Below are 22,831 nucleotides of genomic sequence, written 5' to 3'. Positions count from 1 at the left end.
AAAGGAAAGCCCCACCCCATTTCACTCGGCAGTCGGCGTTGGAAGCGGGAATGGGGCCTGATGGTTATGCATATAGGATATTCTGCAGGGTGAACTCGAAAGGAGTGGAGCTGGCTCCCGGGCCGCCGCCGGTCATAACGATATCGGCACTGGCGATGCCAAAGAGTGACAACTCTGTGTTGATCTGCTGGAGGATAGCGCTGTTGATCAGCTGACCTTCCACCACCTGGGAAACCACGCCTATCCAGATAGTAGGCCTGAACTGGAAGGTGGCTTTCTGACCTGGCGCAATAGCCGTTTTAGTGGCCAGCAGTTTACCGTCGCGGTATACGTTGGCGTTAACCGCGCCCAGGTCCAGCGCATTCAGTATCTCCACTTCGTTTTGACTGGTGGCCTGACCGGCATATTTGAGGATATCGCCTGACGGGTCACGTACTACCTGGAACTGCTGACCATTTTCCGCTGCTTTCAACGGGCTGTAGTTGCCCCAGCTGTCACTCGCAGAAACGGACATTTCCATCGGGTAGGAAAAGGGATGGTTCCAGCCTTGCCCAAGGTTTCTGACCACCTGCCAGGCTACTGCCAGCTCATTAAAGGAGGTGGCTTCATTCCGCTGGAAAATAACGATGCTGGAATTGTTGCGGTCATTAGACCGGTTGATAAGATTTAATCGGATGTCTGTCATAAAAAGAGTTTAAAGGATAAATTGAATGTTGTTAGCTGAAGTGCATTACCGGTGATGAACTGAAGTAAAGGTAGTATGGGCACAGCCCCGGTTTGGAGCGGATGGCATAAGCGCGGCATTGAATGGAATAAGTGGCGGGATTTACAGTATAAGCGAAAAAGGGAATGGATATAAAGCTTATATTTGTTACACTCAATTTACCATCATCTTTTTCAAACTATCCTTTATGAGCCAAAATGCTCTTCTCTCATCTGTGCGCATAAAAAACCTGGAAAAAAAGATCTTTGGGTCCGGCCTGGCTGCCAGACTGTCCACAGAGCCACTGGTGGCAGTATATCCCGATGCGGAGTTTCCTAATATGTACCATCTTGTGATGAGCTTATATGTTCCGGACGGACAGGAGCCCAGTATTGATGATGACTTTAATAATATGATAGAAGAGAACACAGAAGCCGGAGTATTGCTGATACGACAGATCATCATTGATTACCAAAAGCCCGAATCAGGAAATTGTACCTGGTCACTATGGAAAGTACTGATTGACTATGCTATCGATGGGCCCCAGGCACAGGCTATCCGCGTGATGTACAGGATAGGGGACCCCGAAACGTCCAGGGGGACTGTAACGACCGTAAAAAGACCCGCATAAGTGGTTACATGAAACAACTCCTTGCTGTTCCTGTGGTAGCCCTTTTTTGGGTAACACAGGTGTTGGCATCGTCCGGACCTGTGACGGGCGCCATATATAGCACACTGCGGCAGCAGTGCAGTATTTGCCGGCATATGCCCGCGGATTCTGCCCTGCTGATGGCAGACAGCCAATATCCGACGTCTTACCTGGTGTATTTCCACAACAGCCATGTGTCATTACGGAACAGGGACCCTGACAATGCCTACCGGTACATCCTGAAAACACTGGAAGACATAGACAACGCGCCAACACACCCGCTTTATCCTTACGCTTTTTTTCTACGTGCCAGCATCCAATACAACCGACAATTATATCGCGAGGCGTTACGGGATTTTCTTCAGCTTACCAATATCAATGGCCTGGACCAACAGCTACTGGCGGATTGTTACATCAATATGGCAGAGATCAGTCTCGAACTGCGGCAGTTTACGGCGGCACTGCAGTACTTCAGCAAATGGGAAACCCGGTTTGTGCAACAGTCGGCGCCGGAAACCAGGAAAAGCGTATATCACAATAAAGGCCTCTGCTACTTTCACATGGGGAGGTATGACGAAGCGGAAAAATATCTCCTGCAAAGCCGGGATATGGAAAAACAACAGAAAGATACCACCGGCCTGGCCATATCCAGTATGGACATCGGTAACCTGTATTATGAACAGTATCTCGACAGTAAAGCCATTCCATATTTCGAAGCAGGACTGCGCTTTGCCTTAAAATCACGCGATACGGCCGTGCTTCGGAATGCTTATCGTAACATGGCCGTGGTGGAGGAAAACAGGAAAAGATATCGCCTGGCGTTGCAATATCGTAAGCAATACGAGGCGCTGCAGGACAGCATCTGGAACCGCGACCATATCTGGGAGATGGCGAAGCTGGAGAAAAAGCTCGCCGTGGAAAAAAGGGAACTGGCTATCCGCGTACTGGAACAACAAACACGCCTGCAACTGGCCGAGCTGTCCACACAACGCTGGCAACGCAATACATTGCTGGCAGCAGTGGCAGGACTGATGGTGTTGGCAGCCTTTGCAGGATATGCGTACCGGCAGCAGAAAAGAAATGCCTCTATCATTGCGCAACAGAAGGAAACGCTGCATGTGCTCAATGAAACAAAAGACCGCCTGTTTTCTATCGTGGCACACGACCTGCGGTCACCGGTATACCGGATGAAGCTCAGCCTGGGCCGCCTCCGGAAAGCGATACAGCAGGCGCGCCATGCAGAAGCGGATGTATTGGCGCTCAACAACGAAAAAATCGCCGGCAGCACCTATGCACTGCTCGATAATTTATTGCATTGGGCGCTCAGTCAGACCGGCCAGCTGTTTTTCCGCAAAGAGAAACTGCACCTGCGCACCGTGATCGATCAGATATGCTATGATCTCCTCCCGGTAGCAACAGATAAAAATATCACCGTTCACAGGGAAATACCTGAACCGTTTTTTTTTAGCGCCGACCTGAACACGTTCAGGATCATGGTACGCAACATCATCGACAACGCGATTAAATATACGCCCGAAGGTGGCGTCATTACCATATCGGCCAATCGGCAGCATACCGGATGTCAACTGATCATAAGCGATACGGGAGTGGGGATGGACATACACCTGCTACAGGCACTAATGACAAATAACCATATGAGAAACCAAACCGATACCGACGGAAGACAAAGCACCGGGCTGGGCCTCTGGCTCTGTAAAACACTGGCGGAAAAAAACGGTGCACAGCTGCTGTTTGCCGCCCGGCCGGAAAACGGCACCACTGTAACCATATCCCTCCAAACCGAATTGCCATGAAAGGAGCAAAAATATTGATCATCGAAGATGATAGGCAGGACGCCTGCCTGCTGGAAGGCATGTTGCTGGACCACGGCTATGAAGTGGGTGGCATCGCCAACTCACTGCAGGAAGCATTGCGGCTGTTCCATGCCATACAGCCCGACCTGGTGATCATCGATATTTTTTTACAGGGAAGAAAAGACGGAATCACTTTTGCCACGCAGATCAGTGATGATGATGATACCCGGAAACCTTTCATCTTCCTGACCAGCGCCGCCGACCGTAATACCTTTGAGGCGGCAAGGCTCACAGCGCCTTTCAGCTATCTGCTGAAGCCCTTCAACGAACTGGAACTGCAATATGCTATCGAACTGGCAGTAGAGAAGTTTGCCGGCGCGCCGGCAGGAATGTTCGCGATGGAAGAGAAGAGTACCGTTATGTTGCAGGACATCTTTTTTATTAAAAGAGGAAATATGCTGGCTAAAATATCCCTGGACGATATACTATACATCGAAGTGGAAGGTAAATACAGCAAGATCGTGTGCAGCAGGGAAAAATACCTGGTGCAACAACCCCTGAAGCTTATCCTGGGCAGGTTGCCGGCTATTCGTTTCGTAAGAGTGCACCGCAATTATATTGTCAATATCCGGGAAGTGGCAAAGGTAAACCTCACGGACAATGAAATTGTTCTGGAAGACGGGCGCTCCGTATTGTTCAGCCGCCGTTACTTCGATGATTTTATGCGGGCGTTTGACGTGCTTCGGTGAAATACCTGTTTACTGATGGGCTAATTTTTTACTGACATTTTCTTTACGTTTCTTCCAGGTAACAATTTGTGCAGGTTGATTTACTGGCGCTCCTTTCTTATCGACCAGGCCCAGGGCCTTTACCAGCTCCCTGCTGATGCTGGCGGCTTTCCTGTTCTTTTTCGACCAGGTTGATTGTTCGGCTTTCACATTGTCCTCATAAGCCTTTATCGCCTCATTGATGATGGCGATTTCCTTACGCGGTGCTTTTTGTTTTCTGTAGAGGACCATCAACCGGTTGTAGGCTGCTGCGTTCAGATGGTCTTTCTTCACTACGTCCAGGTAAAGCTGAATGGCCTTTTCCGGTTCGCCTTCCTTTTCCAGTTGAAGGCCTTTTTCAATCAGGCTCTTATGGGATTCACGTACCATGACAGTCGCTGTTTGATGTGAAGAAATCAACCACAAAAATGTTACCGTATTCGTAGCAATGACTCAAAAAACCAACAGGTTCCTCACCTCACCAAGGAACACCCGTTTGTTCAGAAAATTGATTTTGCCCGCGTCGATACGGTATATCTGCCCAAAACTATAACCAAAGTCTTCATCCACATTGTAAATCTGGCAAACAATGGCATGGAAGGTACCATCGTTTAGCATGATAGTGTCAGGATAGGTCAGTACGGTTGTTTCACTGTCGTCCATTTCCCCGATGATTTCTTCCGCCATTTCGAACATTTCATCGGTCTCCCGGCTTTGTATGCGTTCAATTTTATCGAGTGACTCCCCGCAAAGGATAAACGGATTAAAGTCGCGCAGTGACTGTAATTGTTCAATGGCGATGTTTTCTGCTTTCTCCATAGCGGCCTGTAGGGAGGGGGAGAGATCGGTATATTCCATCATATGTTTAATGTATTGGGATCAATTTAGTACATATTTACCAGACAAGTATAATTTGGCATGAACGCAATGCCTGTTGCCGGTAAACCATCTTCCCGTTCTGAAAAAATCAGGAAAATGGTTTAAGCTATAGGCATGCCTGTCGGTATTGGATAAGCCCGGTTTTTATTTTATCCGGCTGCGCTGGGTACAAGGCCGCTGTTATGCTATCGCGATGTGTTACGGAAATAAATGAGGTATGCTGCAATATTGCTACAGTCCTGTGTTTTCGTGGCAGTAGATGCTTCTATTTTTAAGGAAACTAAATGTTACCTATATGAAAAAGCTGTTATTCTCCTTACTGATAGGAGGCACCTTTGTTAACTGTACCATGGTTGCCCAGGCGCAGGCAAATCACATCATCCCGTTTTCTTCAGCTACTGTACCGCAGCAGGTTTATTTTCATGATGTGGAAGAATTTCTTGCACAATATGAACCACTATTGAACCAGGGCCATGTCTACACGTTGGCGTTCGAGCCGGGAAAGGGCATTTATATCGTTAGCTCTCCTGCCAGCCTTAACAGTGGAACAGACCTGCTGGCTGTCAGGCAGCATTCCTTTTCCTCCAAAGACAAACTGAAATTTGCCAAATGGTGTAATGAACAGTTGAATAAAGGGAATATTTTAACTATCGGTAAAGACAAGGATGGTACTTATTGGGCAGACATTAAATAAGTGCCGGACAATTTTTTCAGGAATGATTGATGACGGGGTTGCTCTGTAACGGAGCAGCCCTTTTCTTTGCCAGCAAAATGTTAAATCCGGAACAGGACGGTTTTCGTGGCACAACTCTTGGCGGAACGATACTGAATAAAACTTCGTCACTATGAAAAAGATATTGTTGGCATCCACGCTTGTAGGCACTGCGGCAGCAGGATTGATAATCTATCTGGTTAAAAAAAGCAGGGACAGGATGATTGACCGCTCTGCCGGTGTTCTGGAAGATGATGTACATACGAAACAAAAGATATTCGGACAGAACCATCATCCGGCACAACAGGAAGATGTTTATAGCAGTGCCATGGGTTAACCGGATTTTAATCCCGTATATGACCGGGGTCATCAAAAAATGACTGCCGGTTTTTTATTTTCCGTTTTTAACGGCCTCCGGCCGGGTCTCCGTCGCGATTATTTTACACGTGCATTACACGAAATGGGATTTTTATCTACAGGAAAAAAAATAACATAGTGATTATGCCGTAATTTTGCGCCGGCATTTCTTTTGAGACCTGCCGGTTGTTAACCGTTTTCGTTTACCATGTGAATAAACTATCCGCAACAATGAAACAGAAGATGTCCTGCTTTGTGATTGATGACATTCGTGACAACAGAAACCAGTTTTTTCTTGCACTCGATCTGTTACAGGTAACCCAAGCCTGTATTTGCTTTGATAACGCCGCCGATGCGTTGTCCTATGCCACCCGGCAGCCGGGGAAACCCGATTATATTTTCCTGCACACCCGCAGGCTGGCTGTTGATGGTGCCCGTCAACTGGAAGAAATACTGCAGTCGCCGCTGTTAAAGGATGTTCCTGTTATTTTTTATGCCCCGTCTTTTGATCCGGAAGATATGACCCGGATGAAATTTATAGGCGCTGCTGACTGGATGGTCAAACCCTCCAATCTGCACGCTTTGCGTGACGGACTAAAGCTGATATTTGAGACCGTCAGCACCAAACAACCCGCGCTGTCTCAGCCGGTTATGGGGGCGCTACTCCCTGCGGTATTGGTGTAGTGTAACAGTAACCTTGCTTTTCAACGGGGTTGGCGTGAAAATATTTTTCTGTCTTAAACACCGGTGAGATGATGACACGCTATCAACAAGGAGCATTGCTGAAAGAAAACGGAGAATGTGTTTTCTGTGTATGGGCGCCGTTCAGGAAGAGTGTTACGCTGCTCCTGCTGGGCGGAGAAGAAGTGGCTTATCCGCTCCTCCCGGAAGACAACGGCTACTGGCGTGTTACGGTACAAGACGTCTCGGACGGCATGCACTACTATTACCTGCTGGATGAGCACCTGCAACGGCCGGACCCTGCTTCCAGACGGCAGGAGAGTACGGTACACCGCGCTTCCTGCGTGACAAATCCCGTCAGCTTTATCTTCACCGATGAAGACTGGAAAGGCCTCCCGCCGGAAGACCTCATTATTTACGAAATACACATAGGCGCTTTTACGCCCGAAGGCACATTTCAGGCAGCCCGTGAACGGCTGCCTGCCCTCGAAGCCCTGGGCATCACAGCCATAGAGCTGATGCCGGTATGCCAGTTCTCCGGCGACCGCAACTGGGGGTATGACGGCGTTTACCCGTTTGCGTTACACAACCGCTACGGTACCACCGATGATTTTAAGGCGCTGGTCAACACCGCCCACCATCTCGGAATGGCCGTTATCCTGGACATGGTCTACTGCCGCTCCGGCGCTGAAGGAAACTATCAGCCCGACTATGGCCCTTATTTTACCGAGAAATATTCCACGCCCTGGGGCGCCGGCATCAATTTTGACGATGCCTGGTGTGATCCGGTGCGTGACTTTTACGTCCAGAACGCGCTGATGTGGCTGGATGAATTTCATATCGACGGGCTGCGGCTGGACACGCTGCATACCTGTCAGGATAACAGCGCACAGCACTTTACCTGGCAATTGTCAGCAGCAGTGGAGGACCTGGAGCGGCAGACCGGCAGACGAAAACTGCTCATCGCGTCCACCGATCTGAACGATCCCCGTTACACCAACCCCGTAGCGGCAGGTGGATACGGCCTTACTGCACAATGGGCCGATGAGTTCCACCATGCCCTGCATAGCCTGCTGACCGGTGAAACACAGGGGTACTATGAAGATTTTGGGCAACTGGCCCATCTGGCATATGCCTTTACCAATGCTTTTGTGTATACCGGGCAGTATTCCCCGTTCCGTAAACGAAAATTTGGCCGCCAGCTGACAGACAGCGACACCCGGCATTTTGTGGTCTTCTCCCAAAACCATGAACAAACAGGCAACCGGATGCTGGGAGAACGGCTTAGCACACTGGTGTCTTTTGAAGCCCTGAAACTGGCAGCCTCTGCAGTGATTTTATCCCCCTTTATCCCTTTGTTGCTGATGGGAGAAGAATACGGGGAGAAATCCCCTTTTTTGTTTTTTACGTCTTATGGAGACCCCGATCTGGTGGAAGCTATGAAAAAGAACCGTAGCCGTTGGTTCTCTGCTTTTTTTAATACGAGCAAGTCTATACCAGACCCCCAATTGGAAGATACCTTCCTGCGCAGCCGGCTGCAGTGGGACACTACAACAGCTGCTAACGCTGCCATGCTGGCCTGTTACCGTTTCCTGATCGCTTTCAGAAAACATCGCCCCGCCATGCGTGCCGTCTCCAAAGATGCGCTGCAGATATATCCTGCCGGCGAGCTGCCTTTACTGGTCATGAAACGAACCAGCGGACAGGATACGGTGTTGATACTATTGAATTTTGATAAGGCAGTGCAAACTTATCATCATATGGCCCCAACACCGCTAAAGAAAATATTTGATTCCGCCCATGAAATGTGGAACGGTCCAGGTGTGAAAGCCGCTGATGAAGTATTGGAGAATGAACCGGTTTTGCTGCAGCCCCTCTCGGCTGTTGTCTATGAAATGGCGCATCATGAGGAATGAATTCTTTACCCCGGTAGCGACCTACCGCATACAATTTAACAGGGACTTTACTTTCACTGACCTGGAGAAACAGCTTGATTACCTGCACCAGCTGGGTATCACCACTATTTATGCCTCCCCGGTTTTCGAAACGGCGCCCGGAAGCCTGCATGGCTATGATATCACCAATCCACGTGAAATCAACAGTGCTATAGGCTCCCTCGCCCATATGCGCCAGCTGCATGTCAAACTCCGCTCGCTCGGCATGAGCTGGATACAGGATATCGTTCCCAACTACATGGCCTTCCATTGTAATAACACCCGCCTCGTGGACGCGCTGGAAAGAGGCACCGCCTCGCCTTACTACAACTATTTTGATATCGACTGGCACCATCCGGACAAAGACCTGCACGGGAAACTGATGATGCCTTTCCTGAAAAAAAACCTGCGGGAAACCATGGCCGATGGCGGTATCCGTCTTAATTACAACCGGCAGGGGCTGGGACTGGCCACAGGCGCACAAACATGGCCATTGTCTGCACAGAGCTACAAATGGCTGCTGAGCGTCCTGCCACCTGGAATGGACCCGGTGAAGGAATGGCTTGCGGAAATGAAAGCCAACGTCCTGCAACGACGGTCCCTGCTGGACTGGGAAGCCATGAAATCCATGCTGAAGCCGCCCCGTAAACAGGCGTTCCTGCCGTTGCTTCATCTGGTCAACAACAATACACCGCTGCTGTATGAATTGCTGGACCTCCAGCATTATACCTTCACCGCCAGGAGTGAGGCTGATTTTCGTATCAACTACCGCCGTTTTCTCGGGGTGAATGAACACATCGCGCTGCGCATGGAAGACAAAACAGTGTTTGACGAGTACCATGGCTTCCTGCACCGGTTATACCAGGAAGGCATTATCCAGGGGCTGCGTATTGACCAGATCGACGGGCTGCTGGACCCGGCGCAATACATCTATCATCTGCGGGAACTGTTTGGCAATAATTGTTACATCATCGCGGAAAAAATACTGGCAGGCCATGAAACGCTGCCCGAAAGATGGGCGCTGCAGGGGAGTACCGGCTACGATTTCCTGGCCGGCGTAAGCCAGCTGCTGACTGATGAGGAAGGCATGGAAAAACTGGGCCGCTTTTACCGGGCACATTTTCCCAATCTCTCGCAGTATCCGAAACTGGCACGCAGAAAGAAGCAGCTGGTGCTGGAGAAACACATGAATGGCGAATGGGATAACCTGGTGAGGGAGGTGTTCCGCCTGAAGCTGGTGCTCCCGGAAACAGACAAAGGCCGGCTTAAAATGGCCATGGGCGATTTTATGGTGTGCCTGCCTGCCAACCGTATCTATCCGGAAGGATGGCCATTGTCGCTCACAGATACGCAGCAGCTGGACAAGGCCGTGGAAGAGGCTATCCTGCGCAATCCGGCAACAGGTACGGCGCTGGAGCTGATCCGTTCCTTCTGGGACCCCGATAAAAAACAACAACAGGCCGTGGCGGCCCTGACCCTACTGAAAAAAATCACCCAGTTCGCCGGGCAACTGTACCGCGAAGGGGTGGAGGAAACACTTTTCTACGTGTACAATGCACTGCTGTCGCACAACGAGGCCGGCGACTCGCCGGTACTGAACAAATGCACGCTGGACGGTTTTCATGAACGGATGGCCGTGCGGCAGTACCTCTCGCCCTTTTCTCTCAATACCACTGCCACCCATGACACCCGCTGGGGAGAAGATGCCCGCATCCGGCTCAATGCCCTGACCATCATACCAGACATCTGGATTCAACAGGTGCAGGCCTGGCATACCATGAACCGTGAGCATGTCACATTGATCGAAGAACAGCCCGCACCGGACCTGAACGACGAATATTTCATCTATCAGGCTGTGCTGGCCTGTCTGCCTGTTTCTGCGGAGGCGGATGCTGATTTTGTGGCCCATATCACTGCCACCTTCCTGAAAGTGGTGCGGGAAGCGAAAGTACACAGCAGCTGGCTGTTGCCGGATACGGCCTACGAACTGGCCTGCCTGCAGTTCATCGAAAAAATACTGTCGCCAGGCAGCGCTTTTATGGAAGGAATGCACCAGCTGGCAGAAAAACTGGGCGTGCATGCGCATATCTTTTCGCTGGCACAAACACTCATCAAAATAACCGCGCCGGGCATACCGGATATTTATCAGGGATGTGAGCTATGGGACTTTAGTGCCGGCAGCAATGATGGCCGCCATCTGGTCAATTACCCGCTGCGGCGTAAACTGCTGGCAGGATGGCAAGAAGAAGACCATGCTCCGGGATGGCCGAAAGAACATGCTGGCGCCAAATCAGCAATAGGCAAGGAAAAGCTGTACCTGGTCAGCAAAGCGTTACAACTCAGAAATGCACATACCTCGTTGTTTATTCACGGAGAATATATTCCGCTGACAGCAGGGGAACGGAGCAGTCAGATTGCTTACGCCCGTAAATACCGGCAGGACTGGTGCATAGTGGTAGCGCCCCTGTTGCCGGCCGCACATCTGGGCAAACATGACCTGGCTCCGTTGGCCCTCCCCGCTAATGCGCCGCAAAAATGGAAGAACGTTTTTACCGGTGATATCCTTACCGCACAAAATGGCCAGCTGCCGTTGCCGGGTACGCAGCAATGCCCTGTAGCACTGCTTTTCCCCGTGGCAGACCATAAATTCCACCGCTGATAAAAAAACTTTTTCTGATTATTTTAGAATATTGTTTTAAAATTTGAACACTGTTCAGTATTTTTGTGCCGTCAAAAAAAATAAGCTGACCGTTACAATATTTCCGACGACTGTTCGTCGTCACTGTTGATATTGGTTTTGTATTTTTAAGTTCATAAGTTTGTAAGATTGCTCACCATGCTCTTTTACACTAATCACCGCCCAACTATATGAAACAACCTTCCCTCAAGGAGAAAAAATCGTCGGGTATCTTTGGATTGTTACGGCCATACAAAGGACTGATAAGCCTGTTGGTGCTGTTTGCCCTGCTGGGCAACAGCCTGAACCTGTGGCTGCCTAAAATCATCGGGCATGGTATTGATGACTTTTCCCGAGGCACTTTTGCCTATGAGCCCCTGGTCATCAAATTTGGCCTGGCCGCTTTGCTGATTTTTGTGTTTACCTATTTCCAGAACATCATCCAGACCTATGCATCAGAAAAGGTGGCTAAAAGCCTGCGCGAGCAACTGGCGGAAAAAATATCCCGCCAAAGCTATGCGTGGATGGAGCAGTCCAACCCCTCCCGGTTGCTGACCAATCTCACCGCTGACGTGGACTCTATCAAACTGTTCGTGTCCCAGGCCATCGTATCGCTGGTGTCATCGTTCTTCATTATTATCGGCGCCAGTATCCTGTTATTGACGATCGACTGGAAACTGGCCCTCGTGGTAATTGCCGCCATTCCGATCATGGGGATCACCTTTTTCCTTGTACTGAAGAAGGTAAGGGCCCTGTTTATGAAAAGCCGCGAAGTGATGGACCGGCTCAATAAGGTGATCAACGAAAGTATCCTTGGCGCTGCGCTTATCAACGTGGTGAACTCACAGCAGCGGGAGTACGAAAAATTCCTGGATGCCAACGGAAAGGCGCTGGAATTCGGCCTCTCCATCCTGCGGCTGTTCGCCGGACTGATTCCGGTGATCGTTTTTACGGCTAATATGACCGGTCTGGCCATCCTCGCGCTGGGCGGCCGCTTTGTGATCGACGGCAGCATGACCATCGGTGATTTTGCGGCGTTCAACAGCTACCTGACGCTGCTGATATTCCCGGTGCTCGTAATAGGTTTTATGAGCAACGTGATCGCACAGGCTACAGCTTCCTACCAGCGTATCTCCGGTGTACTGAATTCTCCGGACATGCTGGAAACAGGCACCCTCGTCAAAAAGCTCGATGGCAGCATCTCCTGTGAACATGTGTCGCTCAGCTACGGCGAAAAACCGGTGCTGAAAGATATCTCCTTCTCCGTAAAAGCGGGTTCCAAAATAGCGATCATCGGGCCCACGGCCGCAGGGAAAACACAACTGCTTTACCTGCTGATGCGGTTGACCAAACCCAACGAAGGGGCCATAAAAATTGACGGCGAAAATATCGCGGACTACGAAAGCGAATCCTTTCACCAGCAGGTGGGATTTGTGTTCCAGGACAGCGTGGTGTTTAACATGAGCGTCCGGGAAAATATAGCTTTCAGTGACGTGGTCACCGACGCATCGCTGGAAAAAGCGATCACCACGGCGGAAGTAAAGGAATTTACCGACCAGCTGCCCGAAAAGCTCAGCACCATTGTGTCGGAGCGTGGCACCAGTCTCTCCGGCGGACAAAAACAACGGCTCATGCTGGCCCGTGCGCTGGCACTGGACCCGAAAATACTGCTGCTGGACGATTTTACCGCCCGCGTAGATACCCGCACTGAGCGGAAGATCCTGGCCAATGTACACCGGAACTACCCCGACCTCACCCTCGTGTCTGTCACCCAGAAAATCGGGGCGGTCACCCACTACGATCAGATCATCCTCCTCATGCAGGGCGAAATGATCGCAGCCGGCACCCATGAAGAGCTCATGGAGAAAAGCCCGGACTATGTACAGATTTTTAACTCCCAGCAAAGCACCAGCAATTATGAATTACAATCTTAATAAACCTGTTACGGGAAAAGGCGTGTCAAACTACACCGCTTTCAAAGGCCTGTTACAGCTGATTTCCCATGAAAAGAGCAAACTGGCTTTGGCATTGCTGGCTACCATCGGCAACTCCGGACTGAACCTGCTCGGCCCTTTGCTCACGGCCTATGCCATCGATACCTACGTGATGCACAAACAGTATCACGGGGTGCTGGTATACTCCGCTGTGCTGCTGGTGGTTTATCTGGCCGCTTTCGGTGTCAACTATCTGCAAACAAAACTCATGGGCACAGTAGGGCAACGTACGCTCTATACCTTGCGCAATGCGGTGTTTCATAAGTTGCAGCAACTGCCGGTGGCCTTTTTTAACCAAAACAAGGCCGGCGACCTGATTTCCCGCGTAAACAACGATACAGATAAACTCAACCAGTTTTTTTCACAGGCGCTGATGCAGTTCGTGGGCAGCATTATCTCCATGACCGGTGCCGGCATTTTCCTGCTGACGCTGAACATCAGGCTGGGCGCGCTGGCACTGTTGCCTGCCTTGCTGGCCCTGATTTTTACCAGGCTGCTGTCCCCCTGGGTGAAAAAGAAAAATGCGGCGAACCTGAAAACGGTAGGCGGACTGAGTGCGGAAATACAGGAAAGCCTCAGCAACTTTAAAGTGGTGGTGGCTTTCGGTCGCCGTGACTATTTCATGCACCGGTTCAATGAAGCCAACCGGAAAAACTACACGACGGCAACTGCCATGGGCATTGCCAACAACGTATTTCTGCCGTTTTACAGTTTGATGTCCAGCATGGCGCAACTGCTGATACTGATTTACGGCGTACACCTGATCAGCACTGGTTCTTTTACCATAGGATTGCTGGTCAGCTACATCGCCTATGTCAATTACTTTTACAGCCCGCTGCGGCAACTGGCAACCCTGTGGGCCAACTTCCAGACGGCCATGGCCGGATGGGAGCGTATCTCAGAGATACTGGTGCTGGAAAACAATATGGGTACCATCGACGATCATACCCGGCAGGAAGCCGCGCCATTGCTGGAAATGAAACAGGTGCACTTCGGCTATGACGAAGGACGTGAGATACTGCACAACATCAACCTCCGTCTCGAGAAAGGAAAAACATATGCGCTGGTAGGCCCTACCGGTGGCGGTAAAACCACCACCGCCTCGCTGATAGCCCGCCTGTATGATCCGGTAAAAGGCCGCGTACTGCTTGATGGAAAAGACATCCGTTCCTTTGCTCCGGCAGAACGCACCCGCCGCATCGGCTTCATTTTGCAGGATCCCATCCTGTTTACCGGCACCGTCCGGGAAAACATCCTGTATGGCAACGAAGAATATGAAAATTACACCAACGATCAACTGGAAGAAGTGATCCGTACCGCCAACCTGGAAAAGTTACTGGGCCTGTTTGAGCATGGACTGGACACGCAGGTACAGTCGGCCGGAGAAGGGGTAAGCCTTGGGCAAAAACAGCTGATCGCCTTTATACGCGCCGTGTTGCGCAAACCGGACCTGCTGATACTGGACGAAGCTACCGCCAATATCGATACGGTGACGGAAAAACTGCTGGGTGAAATACTGGATAAATTACCGGCTACCACCACCAGGGTAATTATCGCGCACCGCCTCAATACCATCGAAAATGCCGACGAAATATTTTTCGTCAATGATGGCGCCGTGACAAATGCGGGATCTTTCCACCAGGTGGTGGACCAGCTGATGCATGGCAACCGTCATTGATTTTCGTATATACGACATCGTTAATTGTTTGAACAACAGTCAGGCCTCACGGCCTGACTGCTTTTTTTTGATATACCTTTGCAGCATGATATCCAACCTTATCCGCCACAGTATTGATTGCCAGTATCAGCAACATGCCCGGCACAATTTTTTTTATCCCGGCAATGAAATCGGCTGGACAGCGGTCACCCGCCGCCTGACGACGGAAGGCGTACCGGAAATACTGGCGCTGCGCGATGCGGACAAGGCGGCGGAAGTGGTGGATTACCTGACGGGAAGCGCCCGCCGCACCTTTTGTGAAGTGAACCAATACTTCGATATGGCCGCCGCCAACACTGCGGCCCTGAAGGAAGTGTATGTCGCCCTGGTGGAGGATATTGTCGCTGCCGCCACATCCGGCAGTTTCCATGAAACACTGCTGACAGCGCGGCACACCAGGCGCCTGCAGCGGTGGTTGCAACGTACCCATCCTTTTTTTGAAACATATTACAGTCAGGCCGGCGCGCAGCTGAAGCCCGTCGTCTGTGCCGAATATGCCGCAGCCCTGCAACTGGACGTACTGCAACTGGACCTTGCCACATTGAAGGAGCCGGTACTGGATATGGGGTGCGGTACACAGGCCGCCCTGGTACGGCTGTTACGGCAACAGGGTATTGCCGCCTATGGGGTGGACCGGTTTATTGCGACGCCGGAGGCTTACCTGAAGACGGGCGACTGGCTGGATTTTGTTCTGCCGTCGGGTTATTGGGGCACTATCGTTTCCAACCTTTCTTTCTCCAATCACTTTCTGCATCACCACCACCGCAACAGCCCCGATTGTACACGGTATGCCGCCAAATACATGGAAATGCTGCGGGCATTGCGTCCCGGCGGCAGTTACCACTATGCGCCCTCACTACCAATGGTGGAAAAATATCTGTCTCCCGAAGAATTTATCGTCCGCACTATCCCGGTGACGGCCCGGTTTTCCTGTACCATTGTCACCAGGATGCCGGCAGGGGAGCAATAAGCCCCATGTGGCGTGAGTGCGCGATCGCCTCTTCACTGTGCCGGAAATAACAGCACGCAATGCCTAATGTCTCCAGGTTGCGGGCCACTGCCAGCACTCCCGGTTTCTTTTGAGCGGAGAGGTGGCGCAGGTACACACAGATGATCCGGCGGGGAAAATGGCGGGCGATCGCCTCATAAATGTAGGGGTCTTGCTGGGTATCATCTCCCAGCAGAATAAAGGGCATATGAGGGTAACTTTCCAGTATACGGGCTATACGGGTAAATTTAGTATGATGTTTCCCCCGGCCTGTTTTCAGCAGCTGAGAGAAGCGTTTTAGCTGATTCAGCAGGTAAACGCCTTCCGGCAGTTTCCAGGCATGCGAAAATTCCCGGATATAATCATACAGGTTCCATTCACTGCTGGACACATAAAAAAAGGGATTGGGAATAGGTGGTACGGTATGTCCGTGGCTGAGCAGCTGATAGTGGCGCACAGCGCCTTCAAAGGGGCGCCTGCTGGCGGCATTATGGGTAAAGAGCACTTTCAGTTTTCGGAACGGCTTGTCTGAGTGGGAGATGAGAAACGTGTCATCAATGTCAGATATGCAGCCAAACTGCGTACGATGGGGAATATATATTTCACCGGTGCCAGCTGCAATATTTTCCCCATTTTGTGTATGCGTTACCGTTACAGGGTGCCAGCCAGCGGAAGTAGGATACTCCGGTTTCCACTGGAAGTGAAAAAAGCCGTCATCTGCTGTTTTCGCATGGATGGTCTGTCCCTGCCATAGCAGTTGCACAGCGGCAAGGGGCTTGGGTTTTACCATGAACAACCGGAGCAGGGCCCATATATTGCCCAGCAGGTGATAACGGGTACGCCCCTCCGTAAGGGGGCTGCGGGAGAGCACATGTCCAAATACCTGTAACTCGCCTTCATGGCCGTATCCGTGATAAACTTTTACCACCGTGCCGGTGTTGATGCCGATACGGGCCCACCAGCGCCGGGAGCGGCTGTCTTTTGCGGCGTCATATTTGTATTTGCCGGATGAATGCATATCATGCTACTCAAATGGAAAAGAAGTTAAGATTATTATTCGTTATTAATCCCGCTTCGGGAGCTGCCCGGAAAGTTGCTCCGCAAGAAGCAGTCCAACGTTTTTTGCAGCGCCATGAAAATGTCCGGGGTGAGTCGATGCTGTTGACCGGCAGTCCAGCTGCCGATGAAGCGCGTTTGCTGCAGCTGTTGCACGAAGGCGGGTGGGACGGCGTGGTGGCTGCCGGCGGCGATGGTACGGTGAAGATGGTGGCCACCTGCCTGTTGAACAAGGACATTCCGCTGGGTATTCTGCCGGCAGGTTCGGCCAACGGCATGGCGCGCGACCTGTGCATCCCCGAATCATGGGATGCGGCGCTGGAGCTGTTATTGCAGGCCCATGTCCGTAAAATAGATGTGATACGCATCAATGGCCGGGATATTTCCATCCATCTGAGTGATATCGGGCTGAATGCTTTGCTGGTAAAGTATTTCCAGCGGTCCGGCGTGCGGGGCATGACAGGCTATGCACGCGTGGTGCTGAAAACGTTCTGGTACCGGCAGCGGTTTGCGGTGGAAATAGACAACGGAGCTGACCAGCTGTCGCGGGAGGCCTTTATGATCGTACTGGCCAATGCCGGCAAATATGGGACGGGGGCCTGTATTAACCCTGTCAGTGACCTGAGCGACGGTATTTTCGAGGTGGTGCTGGTGAAAAAGATCTCCCTGCTGGAGACGCTCAAAATGCTGTTTGTCCGCCGCCCGTTTAACCCTCATAAAACAGAGATCATCCGGGCCCGGAAGGTCTACATCCATACGCCTAAAAAGGCGGAGTTCCAGATTGACGGGGAGTATATGGGGAAGGTAAATGAGGTGACGGCTGAAGTAATACCCCGCGCCCTGGCCGTTTTTGTCCCGCCGCAGGCGTCACAGGGTTAGCTCGTCGCGGCTGAGGGCATGAAACAGGTTTTGCAGCTGATGTACATGCACCAGCGGGCGGCCGTAGGGCACAAAGCCGTTGGGTGATTCCGTGACCGGCTGGAAACAGCCGTTTTCATGGCGGATATGCAGGCTGTTAAGCCGGTTGTATTTCAGGGAATAGATGTTTTCATCTTCCCCTTCTTCGGGCACACCGCGGATAAAGTCGAATTTAATCAGCTGGTAGAGGTCCAGTAGTACCGGGTTGGCTTTCTCACAGGGAATTTTACTCCTGGGCAATCCGGAATTGTAGATATAACCGTCCAGTATCCCTTCCACCACAAAGACTGATTCCTCCATATTGTAGTCAAAATAAGCCACATAGTTGCCAATCCTGATATCTGCTTCGTCGATCATCGGGTCTTGTTTTTACGCCAGGTGAAGCAATAACAGGGTTACCAGTGCAGGCAACGCCTGTACCAGGAAGATTTTTTTATCGGCTGTCAGCGCGCCGTAAATACCGGCTACCGCTACACAGCCGAGAAAAAAATCCGCAGTATGCCGTGCCCACTCCGGGTCCGAAATGAGCAATGACCAACCCAGTCCTGCAGCCAGAAAGCCGTTATAGAGGCCCTGGTTGGCAGCGAGTGGTTTGGTGGCAGGGAATAGTGCTTTGGGGAATTTCTGGAAAATCTTAGGCCCTTTGGTGGTCCAGGCAAACATTTCGAACCACATGATGTAGAAGTGTTCCAGCATAACGAATGCGATCAGGAACTTGGCCAATACTAGCATAACTTGAATTTGATGGTTATGCTAAATATAAGAAGAATTATGAACGAATTGCGGATGACGAAAGGTGAATTTTGAGCTGAGAATCCCGTTCACGTTTCGCCATCCCCCAATTCATCAGAAGTTATTTTCTTCAGTGGTCGCATTATTCTTCTTTTTGCCGCGGTTAGTGCCACCTTTTCTGCCAATTGCCGCCATGTGTTCGCGGTTGCGGCTTACTGCCTCGCCACCTTTTTTACCGGCCGCACGGGCTTCTTCAGAGGTAAATTTGTGGGCGACACCTTGCTGATGAGCAGCCCTGCCACCTTCTCTGGAAATAGCACGTTGTTGTTCAGGGTCCATGGATGCAAATCCCCGTTTGCTGTGTTTGGGTTTGTCTGTTGGACTCTTCTCGTGGTTCTCGGCACTCGGTGCGAGTTGTTGATACCTGATGTGTTCCATAATCCTGGATTTTATAGTTTAGTGAACAATATTGCGTAGAAGTCGATCAATATACATGCCACCGGCCGAATCGCCGTATACAGGCGTTTTGCAGTTCCTCCGCAACTGCTGATGGGGCAATTCGTTCCACAATACATAGAATTTTTAACACAGTTTTAGCCCCCTTTCCCCATATTTCTGATTGATTTTGACTGCTATCAGCTGGCGTATAATTTGTTTCATTTACACCTGTTACTTCTTTTTTTAACCCATTTAAATCTTCAAATCATGGCAAAGTATTCCAGGAAGTCTCAGGAGAAAGTGGAAAAATCCATGCATGAGATGCACGAAGGCAAACTTAAAAGTGGCCGAAGTGGCAAAAAGGTAACAAACCCCAAACAGGCGATCGCCATCGGATTGTCTGAAGCAAGAAAAGAAGGGGCGAAAGTCCCTAAAAAAGCGGCAGCAAAAAAATCAACCGCAAAAAAAACAACCACTAAAAAATCCAGCGCAAAAAAAGCAGCGCCTAAAAAAGCCGCTGCGAAAAAAACGACGGCTAAAAGGGCCACTGCAGGAAAAACAACCGCCAGGAAAACAGCTGCCAAAAAGACAACTGCCAAAAAAGCAACCACGGCAAAAAAAGCAACACATCGTAAAACATCTGTTAAAAAATCCACCGCCAAAAGAGGGGCCGCCGCACATAAGAAAACCACCAGACACCGCGCTATGGCCACTGCGTGAAACAGACCGTTTTATCCTTCTGTTTATATACAAAAAGAGACCGGTAACCAAGTGTCACCGGTCTTTTTATATGGCATACCTATTGCACCTTTAACAGTGGATCAAAACCAGTTTGTATGGAAAAGCACAGCATAACGGTGATGATTAAAGGAAAACCATACGGCCTGACCATTAGCATTAACAGGATCGCTTATGAAACCATTTATGAAGTAATCCCTGATGTCCGCGAACATGTATTGGAAGATTTTCAACCCCATTCCCAGACCTTCATGATAGATCATACAGACTCTCCGGAAGGCAATCTGCGTATTGTGGAAAGTGAACAAATAGCCCGCATCATCTGGACTGAAATACTTAACAAAATGGGTGAGCTGTAGGCCTCCTCACATATGCCGCTTTTTTTAGCCGCGCGCCTTTTGTACTTTTGCGGGAAAGCGCGTGGGATCACTATGATGATGGTAACCGATAAAACCTATAAAAATACCAACCGCCGGGAGCGGATCATATTCATATTTAAACTGCTGGTATACTCCGGCATCATATATTTTAACCTCGAACATCCGGCGTTCTATGACAAGTTCCCCTGGTTGTTTAAGGTCACTAATGCGCTGTCTTTTTTCCTTGGCGCCAACATCGTTATTTCTATCGCCTGGCTGGTGATACTTTCCTGGTATACCCGCCGCCATCGCACTAAACCACTGGAGAAAGATAACTTCATACTGGGGATTAACCGCATCACTTCTGTGTTAAATACGGTCTTTTTCCTGCTGGCCATCCCCATCTTTTTCGGACAGGACCTGATGCGGCTCATTACCAGCATCACCATCGTGGCCGCGGCGATCGCGCTGCTGACAAAAGACTATATCTCCAATATGATCAATGGCCTGATCGTGATGTTCTCCGATCAGCTGTCCCTCGGCGACCAGGTCAGAATAGGCGAGTATAAAGGCAAAATCATGGACATTACGCTGATCAACGTAGTGTTGCAGAACGATGATGACGATATCGTCATCATTCCTAACTCTGTGGTGTTTACCAGCATCGTGGTGAACCAGTCCAAACAGAACATTAAGAAACTAAGCCTCGAATTTGAACTGGACCACAAACATAAATTCACGCCCGAAGAGCTGGAAGCGCGCCTGCGCAGGTCTATAGAAGCCTATCAGCGTTATTACCGGGAAGACAGTTTTTCGCTCAAAACCCTCGAAATAAAAAAAGATTTTGTGCAGTTCAAGCTGCAACTGCTGGTGCCACATTCTGATAAAGAAAAAGAGCGCCTGATAAAACGGGCGCTCAATACGGAAATTATCGCTATCGCGGAAGGCGGTAAAGCTTAAACCATCACCGAAGCGGCAGTCATCTCTGCCAGCAATGTATCAATCTGGGACGTTTCCACATTCGGCATGCAGATAATGTGCGACCAGCCGTTTTCTGAGGCCAGCTGCCATTTCCGGCGGATATTTCCGGGCGGTTCCGGAAATACCACCGTGATGGAATCGGGGTTACGCCAGGCAGCAATGCCGTTTTCCCGGAAACGGTCCACTGCATAGGCGGCTACGGACAGGCTGTGCCGGGCCCTTTTTTCCAGGCCGGCAAGGCCGAGGCTTTTCAGCGCGTACCATAGAAACAACGGACTGTGGCCGTTTCTTGAACCCGTGATGGTAGTGTCCATACTGCCGATATAAGCAACAGAACGGGCAATCCGGTCACGGTAAGACCTTTTGGCCACCACTACGCCACAGGGGATAGGAGAGCCTATAAATTTATGTCCGCTGATGGCGATACTGTCAGCGCCATCTGCGAAGTCAAAAGCGGGCCTTGGATCCAAAAAGGAGCAATAACTGCCGGACAATGCCCCGTCAGCATGGATGTAATGATGCCGGATGGCCAGGCGCTTCAAAATGTCTTTAATACGCCCTATGTCGTCCCTGGCTTCGGTCATGGTTGTTCCGATATTGGCCAGCATGATCACCGGCATATGCCGGTTCATGCCCATCGTCTGCTCCAGGTCATTATAGTCAATCTCCCCGTTGGGCAACGTCCGGATCATGATACTGGGCATATTCAGCAGGTGCAGGTTCTTTTGTACGCTGTAGTGGGTAGCTTCGGAATAATACACCATCGCCTTGGGATATAGCTCCCGCGCGAGGTACAGCCCATACAGGTTGCCTTCCGAACCGCCGTTGGTGACATAGCCCCACCAGTCATTGGCCGGCGCACGGAACAGCCGGGCAAAAAATTCCACAACATATTTTTCCATCTCCCGGGAACCTACGGTGTAGGTACAGTCCACAAACGGGTCTCCCAGGTTATTCAGCGGATATTGTAAAAACGGGAACAGCGGACTGTAGTCAAAATCTTTGGATACCGGATAGCCCAGGAAGTGCCGGGTGTGGTCTTGTACTTCAGCCAGCAAACGGTCCAGCATAGCCGCATCGGCGGCAGGTAACGGGTGATCTTTCATAATCGGCAATTACAGGTGTATGATGCTGCGAAGCTATGTAAATGCCATTGAAATGAACCGATATTACGGTAAGATCAGAAAATATATACTATTTTTGGTTGTATTGTAGTTTAAATTAACTAAAAGCGACCGCCCGCGGCCGCTTTTTCAGATAAAACCTTCTGCTATGGACACGCTCGATAAAACAGACCGCCGCATCCTGGAAGTGCTCCAGGAAAATGCCCGCCTCAACACCAAGGAAATAGCACATCGTATAGGCTTAAGCGTTACCCCTACTTACGAACGGCTGAAAAAAATTGAGAAAATGGGCGTTATCCGGAACTACGTCACCCTGCTGCACCCGGAGAAAATAGGCAAAACCCTGGTGGCCTTCTGTAATGTGTCGCTGCAGCTGCATTCACAGCCGTTGCTGAAAAAATTTGAACTGGCCATCAGCCAGATGGAGGAAGTGATGGAATGTTATCACGTGGCGGGCACGTTCGATTATCTGCTGAAAGTAGTAGTGGACGATATGCGGCGTTATCAGCATTTCCTGACCAACAAACTGGCGGCGATCGAAAATATTGCACAGGTGCACAGCTCCTTCGTGATGACGGAGATCAAACACACCACTGCGTTCGGACTGGTATAA

General features: G+C 50.4%; 24 protein-coding genes. 16 read left to right on the top strand and 8 right to left on the bottom strand.

Translation table 11 applies throughout. The features are described 5' to 3' along the window. Window positions 1–64 precede the first annotated feature (64 nt). Window positions 65–685, bottom strand: a complete 621-nt coding sequence (locus HGH92_RS29310; RefSeq protein WP_168874358.1) for a hypothetical protein — start codon at window positions 683–685, stop codon at window positions 65–67. A gap of 226 nt (window positions 686–911) precedes the next feature. Between HGH92_RS29310 and HGH92_RS29305 the strand changes: the two genes are divergently transcribed. From HGH92_RS29305 to HGH92_RS29295, 3 genes are read left to right on the top strand one after another with little or no spacing between them, the layout of a single operon-like run. Then, window positions 912–1,334, top strand: a complete 423-nt coding sequence (locus HGH92_RS29305; protein ID WP_168874357.1) for a hypothetical protein — start codon at window positions 912–914, stop codon at window positions 1,332–1,334. 8 nt (window positions 1,335–1,342) lie between these two features. Beyond that, window positions 1,343–3,166, top strand: coding sequence for an ATP-binding protein (locus HGH92_RS29300; protein ID WP_168874356.1), 1,824 nt, complete (start codon window positions 1,343–1,345; stop codon window positions 3,164–3,166). Further along, window positions 3,163–3,915 (top strand): LytR/AlgR family response regulator transcription factor, encoded by a 753-nt coding sequence (locus HGH92_RS29295; protein WP_168874355.1) that lies wholly within the window; start codon window positions 3,163–3,165, stop codon window positions 3,913–3,915. Before HGH92_RS29300 ends, HGH92_RS29295 begins: the two co-directional genes overlap by 4 nt. Before the next feature lie 9 nt (window positions 3,916–3,924). On the opposite strand, the gene HGH92_RS29290 is transcribed toward HGH92_RS29295, so the two are convergent. Both HGH92_RS29290 and HGH92_RS29285 read right to left on the bottom strand, forming a co-directional pair. Further along, a complete protein-coding gene (locus tag HGH92_RS29290; protein WP_168874354.1) occupies window positions 3,925–4,323 on the bottom strand; it encodes a tetratricopeptide repeat protein in 399 nt (132 codons plus the stop codon). 63 nt (window positions 4,324–4,386) lie between these two features. Then, window positions 4,387–4,794: a hypothetical protein gene (locus tag HGH92_RS29285; RefSeq protein ID WP_168874353.1), complete on the bottom strand. Its 408-nt coding sequence runs from the start codon at window positions 4,792–4,794 to the stop codon at window positions 4,387–4,389. A 313-nt stretch (window positions 4,795–5,107) separates the two neighbouring features. Here HGH92_RS29285 and HGH92_RS29280 point away from each other — a divergent pair, with 313 nt between their 5' ends. The 8 genes from HGH92_RS29280 to HGH92_RS29245 all read left to right on the top strand — a co-directional run bounded on the left by HGH92_RS29280 (window position 5,108) and on the right by HGH92_RS29245 (window position 15,854). After that, window positions 5,108–5,506, top strand: coding sequence for a hypothetical protein (locus HGH92_RS29280; RefSeq protein ID WP_168874352.1), 399 nt, complete (start codon window positions 5,108–5,110; stop codon window positions 5,504–5,506). A 151-nt stretch (window positions 5,507–5,657) separates the two neighbouring features. Further along, on the top strand, window positions 5,658–5,861 hold the full coding sequence (locus HGH92_RS29275) for a hypothetical protein (RefSeq protein ID WP_168874351.1): 204 nt from the start codon (window positions 5,658–5,660) through the stop codon (window positions 5,859–5,861). A gap of 251 nt (window positions 5,862–6,112) precedes the next feature. Then, window positions 6,113–6,565 carry a two-component system response regulator gene (locus HGH92_RS29270; RefSeq protein WP_168874350.1) on the top strand — a complete coding sequence of 151 codons (453 nt, stop codon included), beginning with the start codon at window positions 6,113–6,115 and terminating at the stop codon, window positions 6,563–6,565. A gap of 68 nt (window positions 6,566–6,633) precedes the next feature. Then, window positions 6,634–8,478: a malto-oligosyltrehalose trehalohydrolase gene (treZ, locus tag HGH92_RS29265; protein WP_168874349.1), complete on the top strand. Its 1,845-nt coding sequence runs from the start codon at window positions 6,634–6,636 to the stop codon at window positions 8,476–8,478. Continuing rightward, window positions 8,468–11,155, top strand: a complete 2,688-nt coding sequence (treY, locus tag HGH92_RS29260; protein WP_168874348.1) for a malto-oligosyltrehalose synthase — start codon at window positions 8,468–8,470, stop codon at window positions 11,153–11,155. The genes treZ and treY overlap by 11 nt, the downstream gene beginning before the upstream one ends. Before the next feature lie 209 nt (window positions 11,156–11,364). Then, window positions 11,365–13,107, top strand: a complete 1,743-nt coding sequence (locus tag HGH92_RS29255; protein WP_168874347.1) for an ABC transporter ATP-binding protein — start codon at window positions 11,365–11,367, stop codon at window positions 13,105–13,107. Continuing rightward, complete coding sequence (locus HGH92_RS29250) at window positions 13,091–14,845, top strand: ABC transporter ATP-binding protein (protein ID WP_168874346.1); 1,755 nt, start codon at window positions 13,091–13,093, stop codon at window positions 14,843–14,845. Before HGH92_RS29255 ends, HGH92_RS29250 begins: the two co-directional genes overlap by 17 nt. Window positions 14,846–14,930: 85 nt before the next feature. Next, the gene (locus tag HGH92_RS29245) at window positions 14,931–15,854 is read left to right on the top strand and encodes a class I SAM-dependent methyltransferase (protein WP_168874345.1); all 924 of its coding nucleotides are present in this window, start codon (window positions 14,931–14,933) and stop codon (window positions 15,852–15,854) included. On the opposite strand, the gene HGH92_RS29240 is transcribed toward HGH92_RS29245, so the two are convergent. After that, complete coding sequence (locus tag HGH92_RS29240) at window positions 15,826–16,890, bottom strand: App1 family protein (protein ID WP_168874344.1); 1,065 nt, start codon at window positions 16,888–16,890, stop codon at window positions 15,826–15,828. The genes HGH92_RS29245 and HGH92_RS29240 overlap by 29 nt on opposite strands. A gap of 14 nt (window positions 16,891–16,904) precedes the next feature. On the opposite strand from HGH92_RS29240, the gene HGH92_RS29235 reads away from it, so the two are divergent. Further along, complete coding sequence (locus HGH92_RS29235; RefSeq protein WP_247655071.1) at window positions 16,905–17,807, top strand: diacylglycerol/lipid kinase family protein; 903 nt, start codon at window positions 16,905–16,907, stop codon at window positions 17,805–17,807. Here the strand turns inward: HGH92_RS29235 and HGH92_RS29230 are convergent. The 3 genes from HGH92_RS29230 to HGH92_RS29220 all read right to left on the bottom strand — a co-directional run bounded on the left by HGH92_RS29230 (window position 17,796) and on the right by HGH92_RS29220 (window position 19,016). Then, on the bottom strand, window positions 17,796–18,203 hold the full coding sequence (locus tag HGH92_RS29230; RefSeq protein WP_168874342.1) for a hypothetical protein: 408 nt from the start codon (window positions 18,201–18,203) through the stop codon (window positions 17,796–17,798). The genes HGH92_RS29235 and HGH92_RS29230 overlap by 12 nt on opposite strands. Window positions 18,204–18,215: 12 nt before the next feature. Further along, window positions 18,216–18,578, bottom strand: coding sequence for a DUF1304 domain-containing protein (locus HGH92_RS29225; RefSeq protein ID WP_168874341.1), 363 nt, complete (start codon window positions 18,576–18,578; stop codon window positions 18,216–18,218). 114 nt (window positions 18,579–18,692) lie between these two features. Next, entirely contained in the window at window positions 18,693–19,016 is a 324-nt protein-coding gene (locus HGH92_RS29220; RefSeq protein ID WP_078672819.1) for a KGG domain-containing protein, read from the bottom strand. Between the two features lie 267 nt (window positions 19,017–19,283). Between HGH92_RS29220 and HGH92_RS29215 the strand changes: the two genes are divergently transcribed. From HGH92_RS29215 to HGH92_RS29205, 3 genes are all read left to right on the top strand, one after another. Further along, complete coding sequence (locus HGH92_RS29215; protein WP_168874340.1) at window positions 19,284–19,736, top strand: DUF6496 domain-containing protein; 453 nt, start codon at window positions 19,284–19,286, stop codon at window positions 19,734–19,736. A gap of 116 nt (window positions 19,737–19,852) precedes the next feature. Then, complete coding sequence (locus tag HGH92_RS29210; protein ID WP_168874339.1) at window positions 19,853–20,113, top strand: hypothetical protein; 261 nt, start codon at window positions 19,853–19,855, stop codon at window positions 20,111–20,113. A 72-nt stretch (window positions 20,114–20,185) separates the two neighbouring features. After that, window positions 20,186–21,073 (top strand): mechanosensitive ion channel family protein, encoded by an 888-nt coding sequence (locus HGH92_RS29205; RefSeq protein ID WP_211092780.1) that lies wholly within the window; start codon window positions 20,186–20,188, stop codon window positions 21,071–21,073. Here HGH92_RS29205 and HGH92_RS29200 read toward each other — a convergent pair. Continuing rightward, window positions 21,070–22,200: a histidine decarboxylase gene (locus tag HGH92_RS29200; RefSeq protein WP_211092779.1), complete on the bottom strand. Its 1,131-nt coding sequence runs from the start codon at window positions 22,198–22,200 to the stop codon at window positions 21,070–21,072. The genes HGH92_RS29205 and HGH92_RS29200 overlap by 4 nt on opposite strands. Before the next feature lie 166 nt (window positions 22,201–22,366). On the opposite strand from HGH92_RS29200, the gene HGH92_RS29195 reads away from it, so the two are divergent. After that, window positions 22,367–22,831, top strand: coding sequence for an Lrp/AsnC family transcriptional regulator (locus tag HGH92_RS29195; protein ID WP_168874338.1), 465 nt, complete (start codon window positions 22,367–22,369; stop codon window positions 22,829–22,831).

The organism is Chitinophaga varians (genome assembly GCF_012641275.1).
Taxonomy (GTDB): domain Bacteria; phylum Bacteroidota; class Bacteroidia; order Chitinophagales; family Chitinophagaceae; genus Chitinophaga; species Chitinophaga varians_A.
The sequence above is the reverse complement of the archived record's forward strand: the minus strand, read 5'-3'. Positions and strand labels throughout refer to the sequence as shown.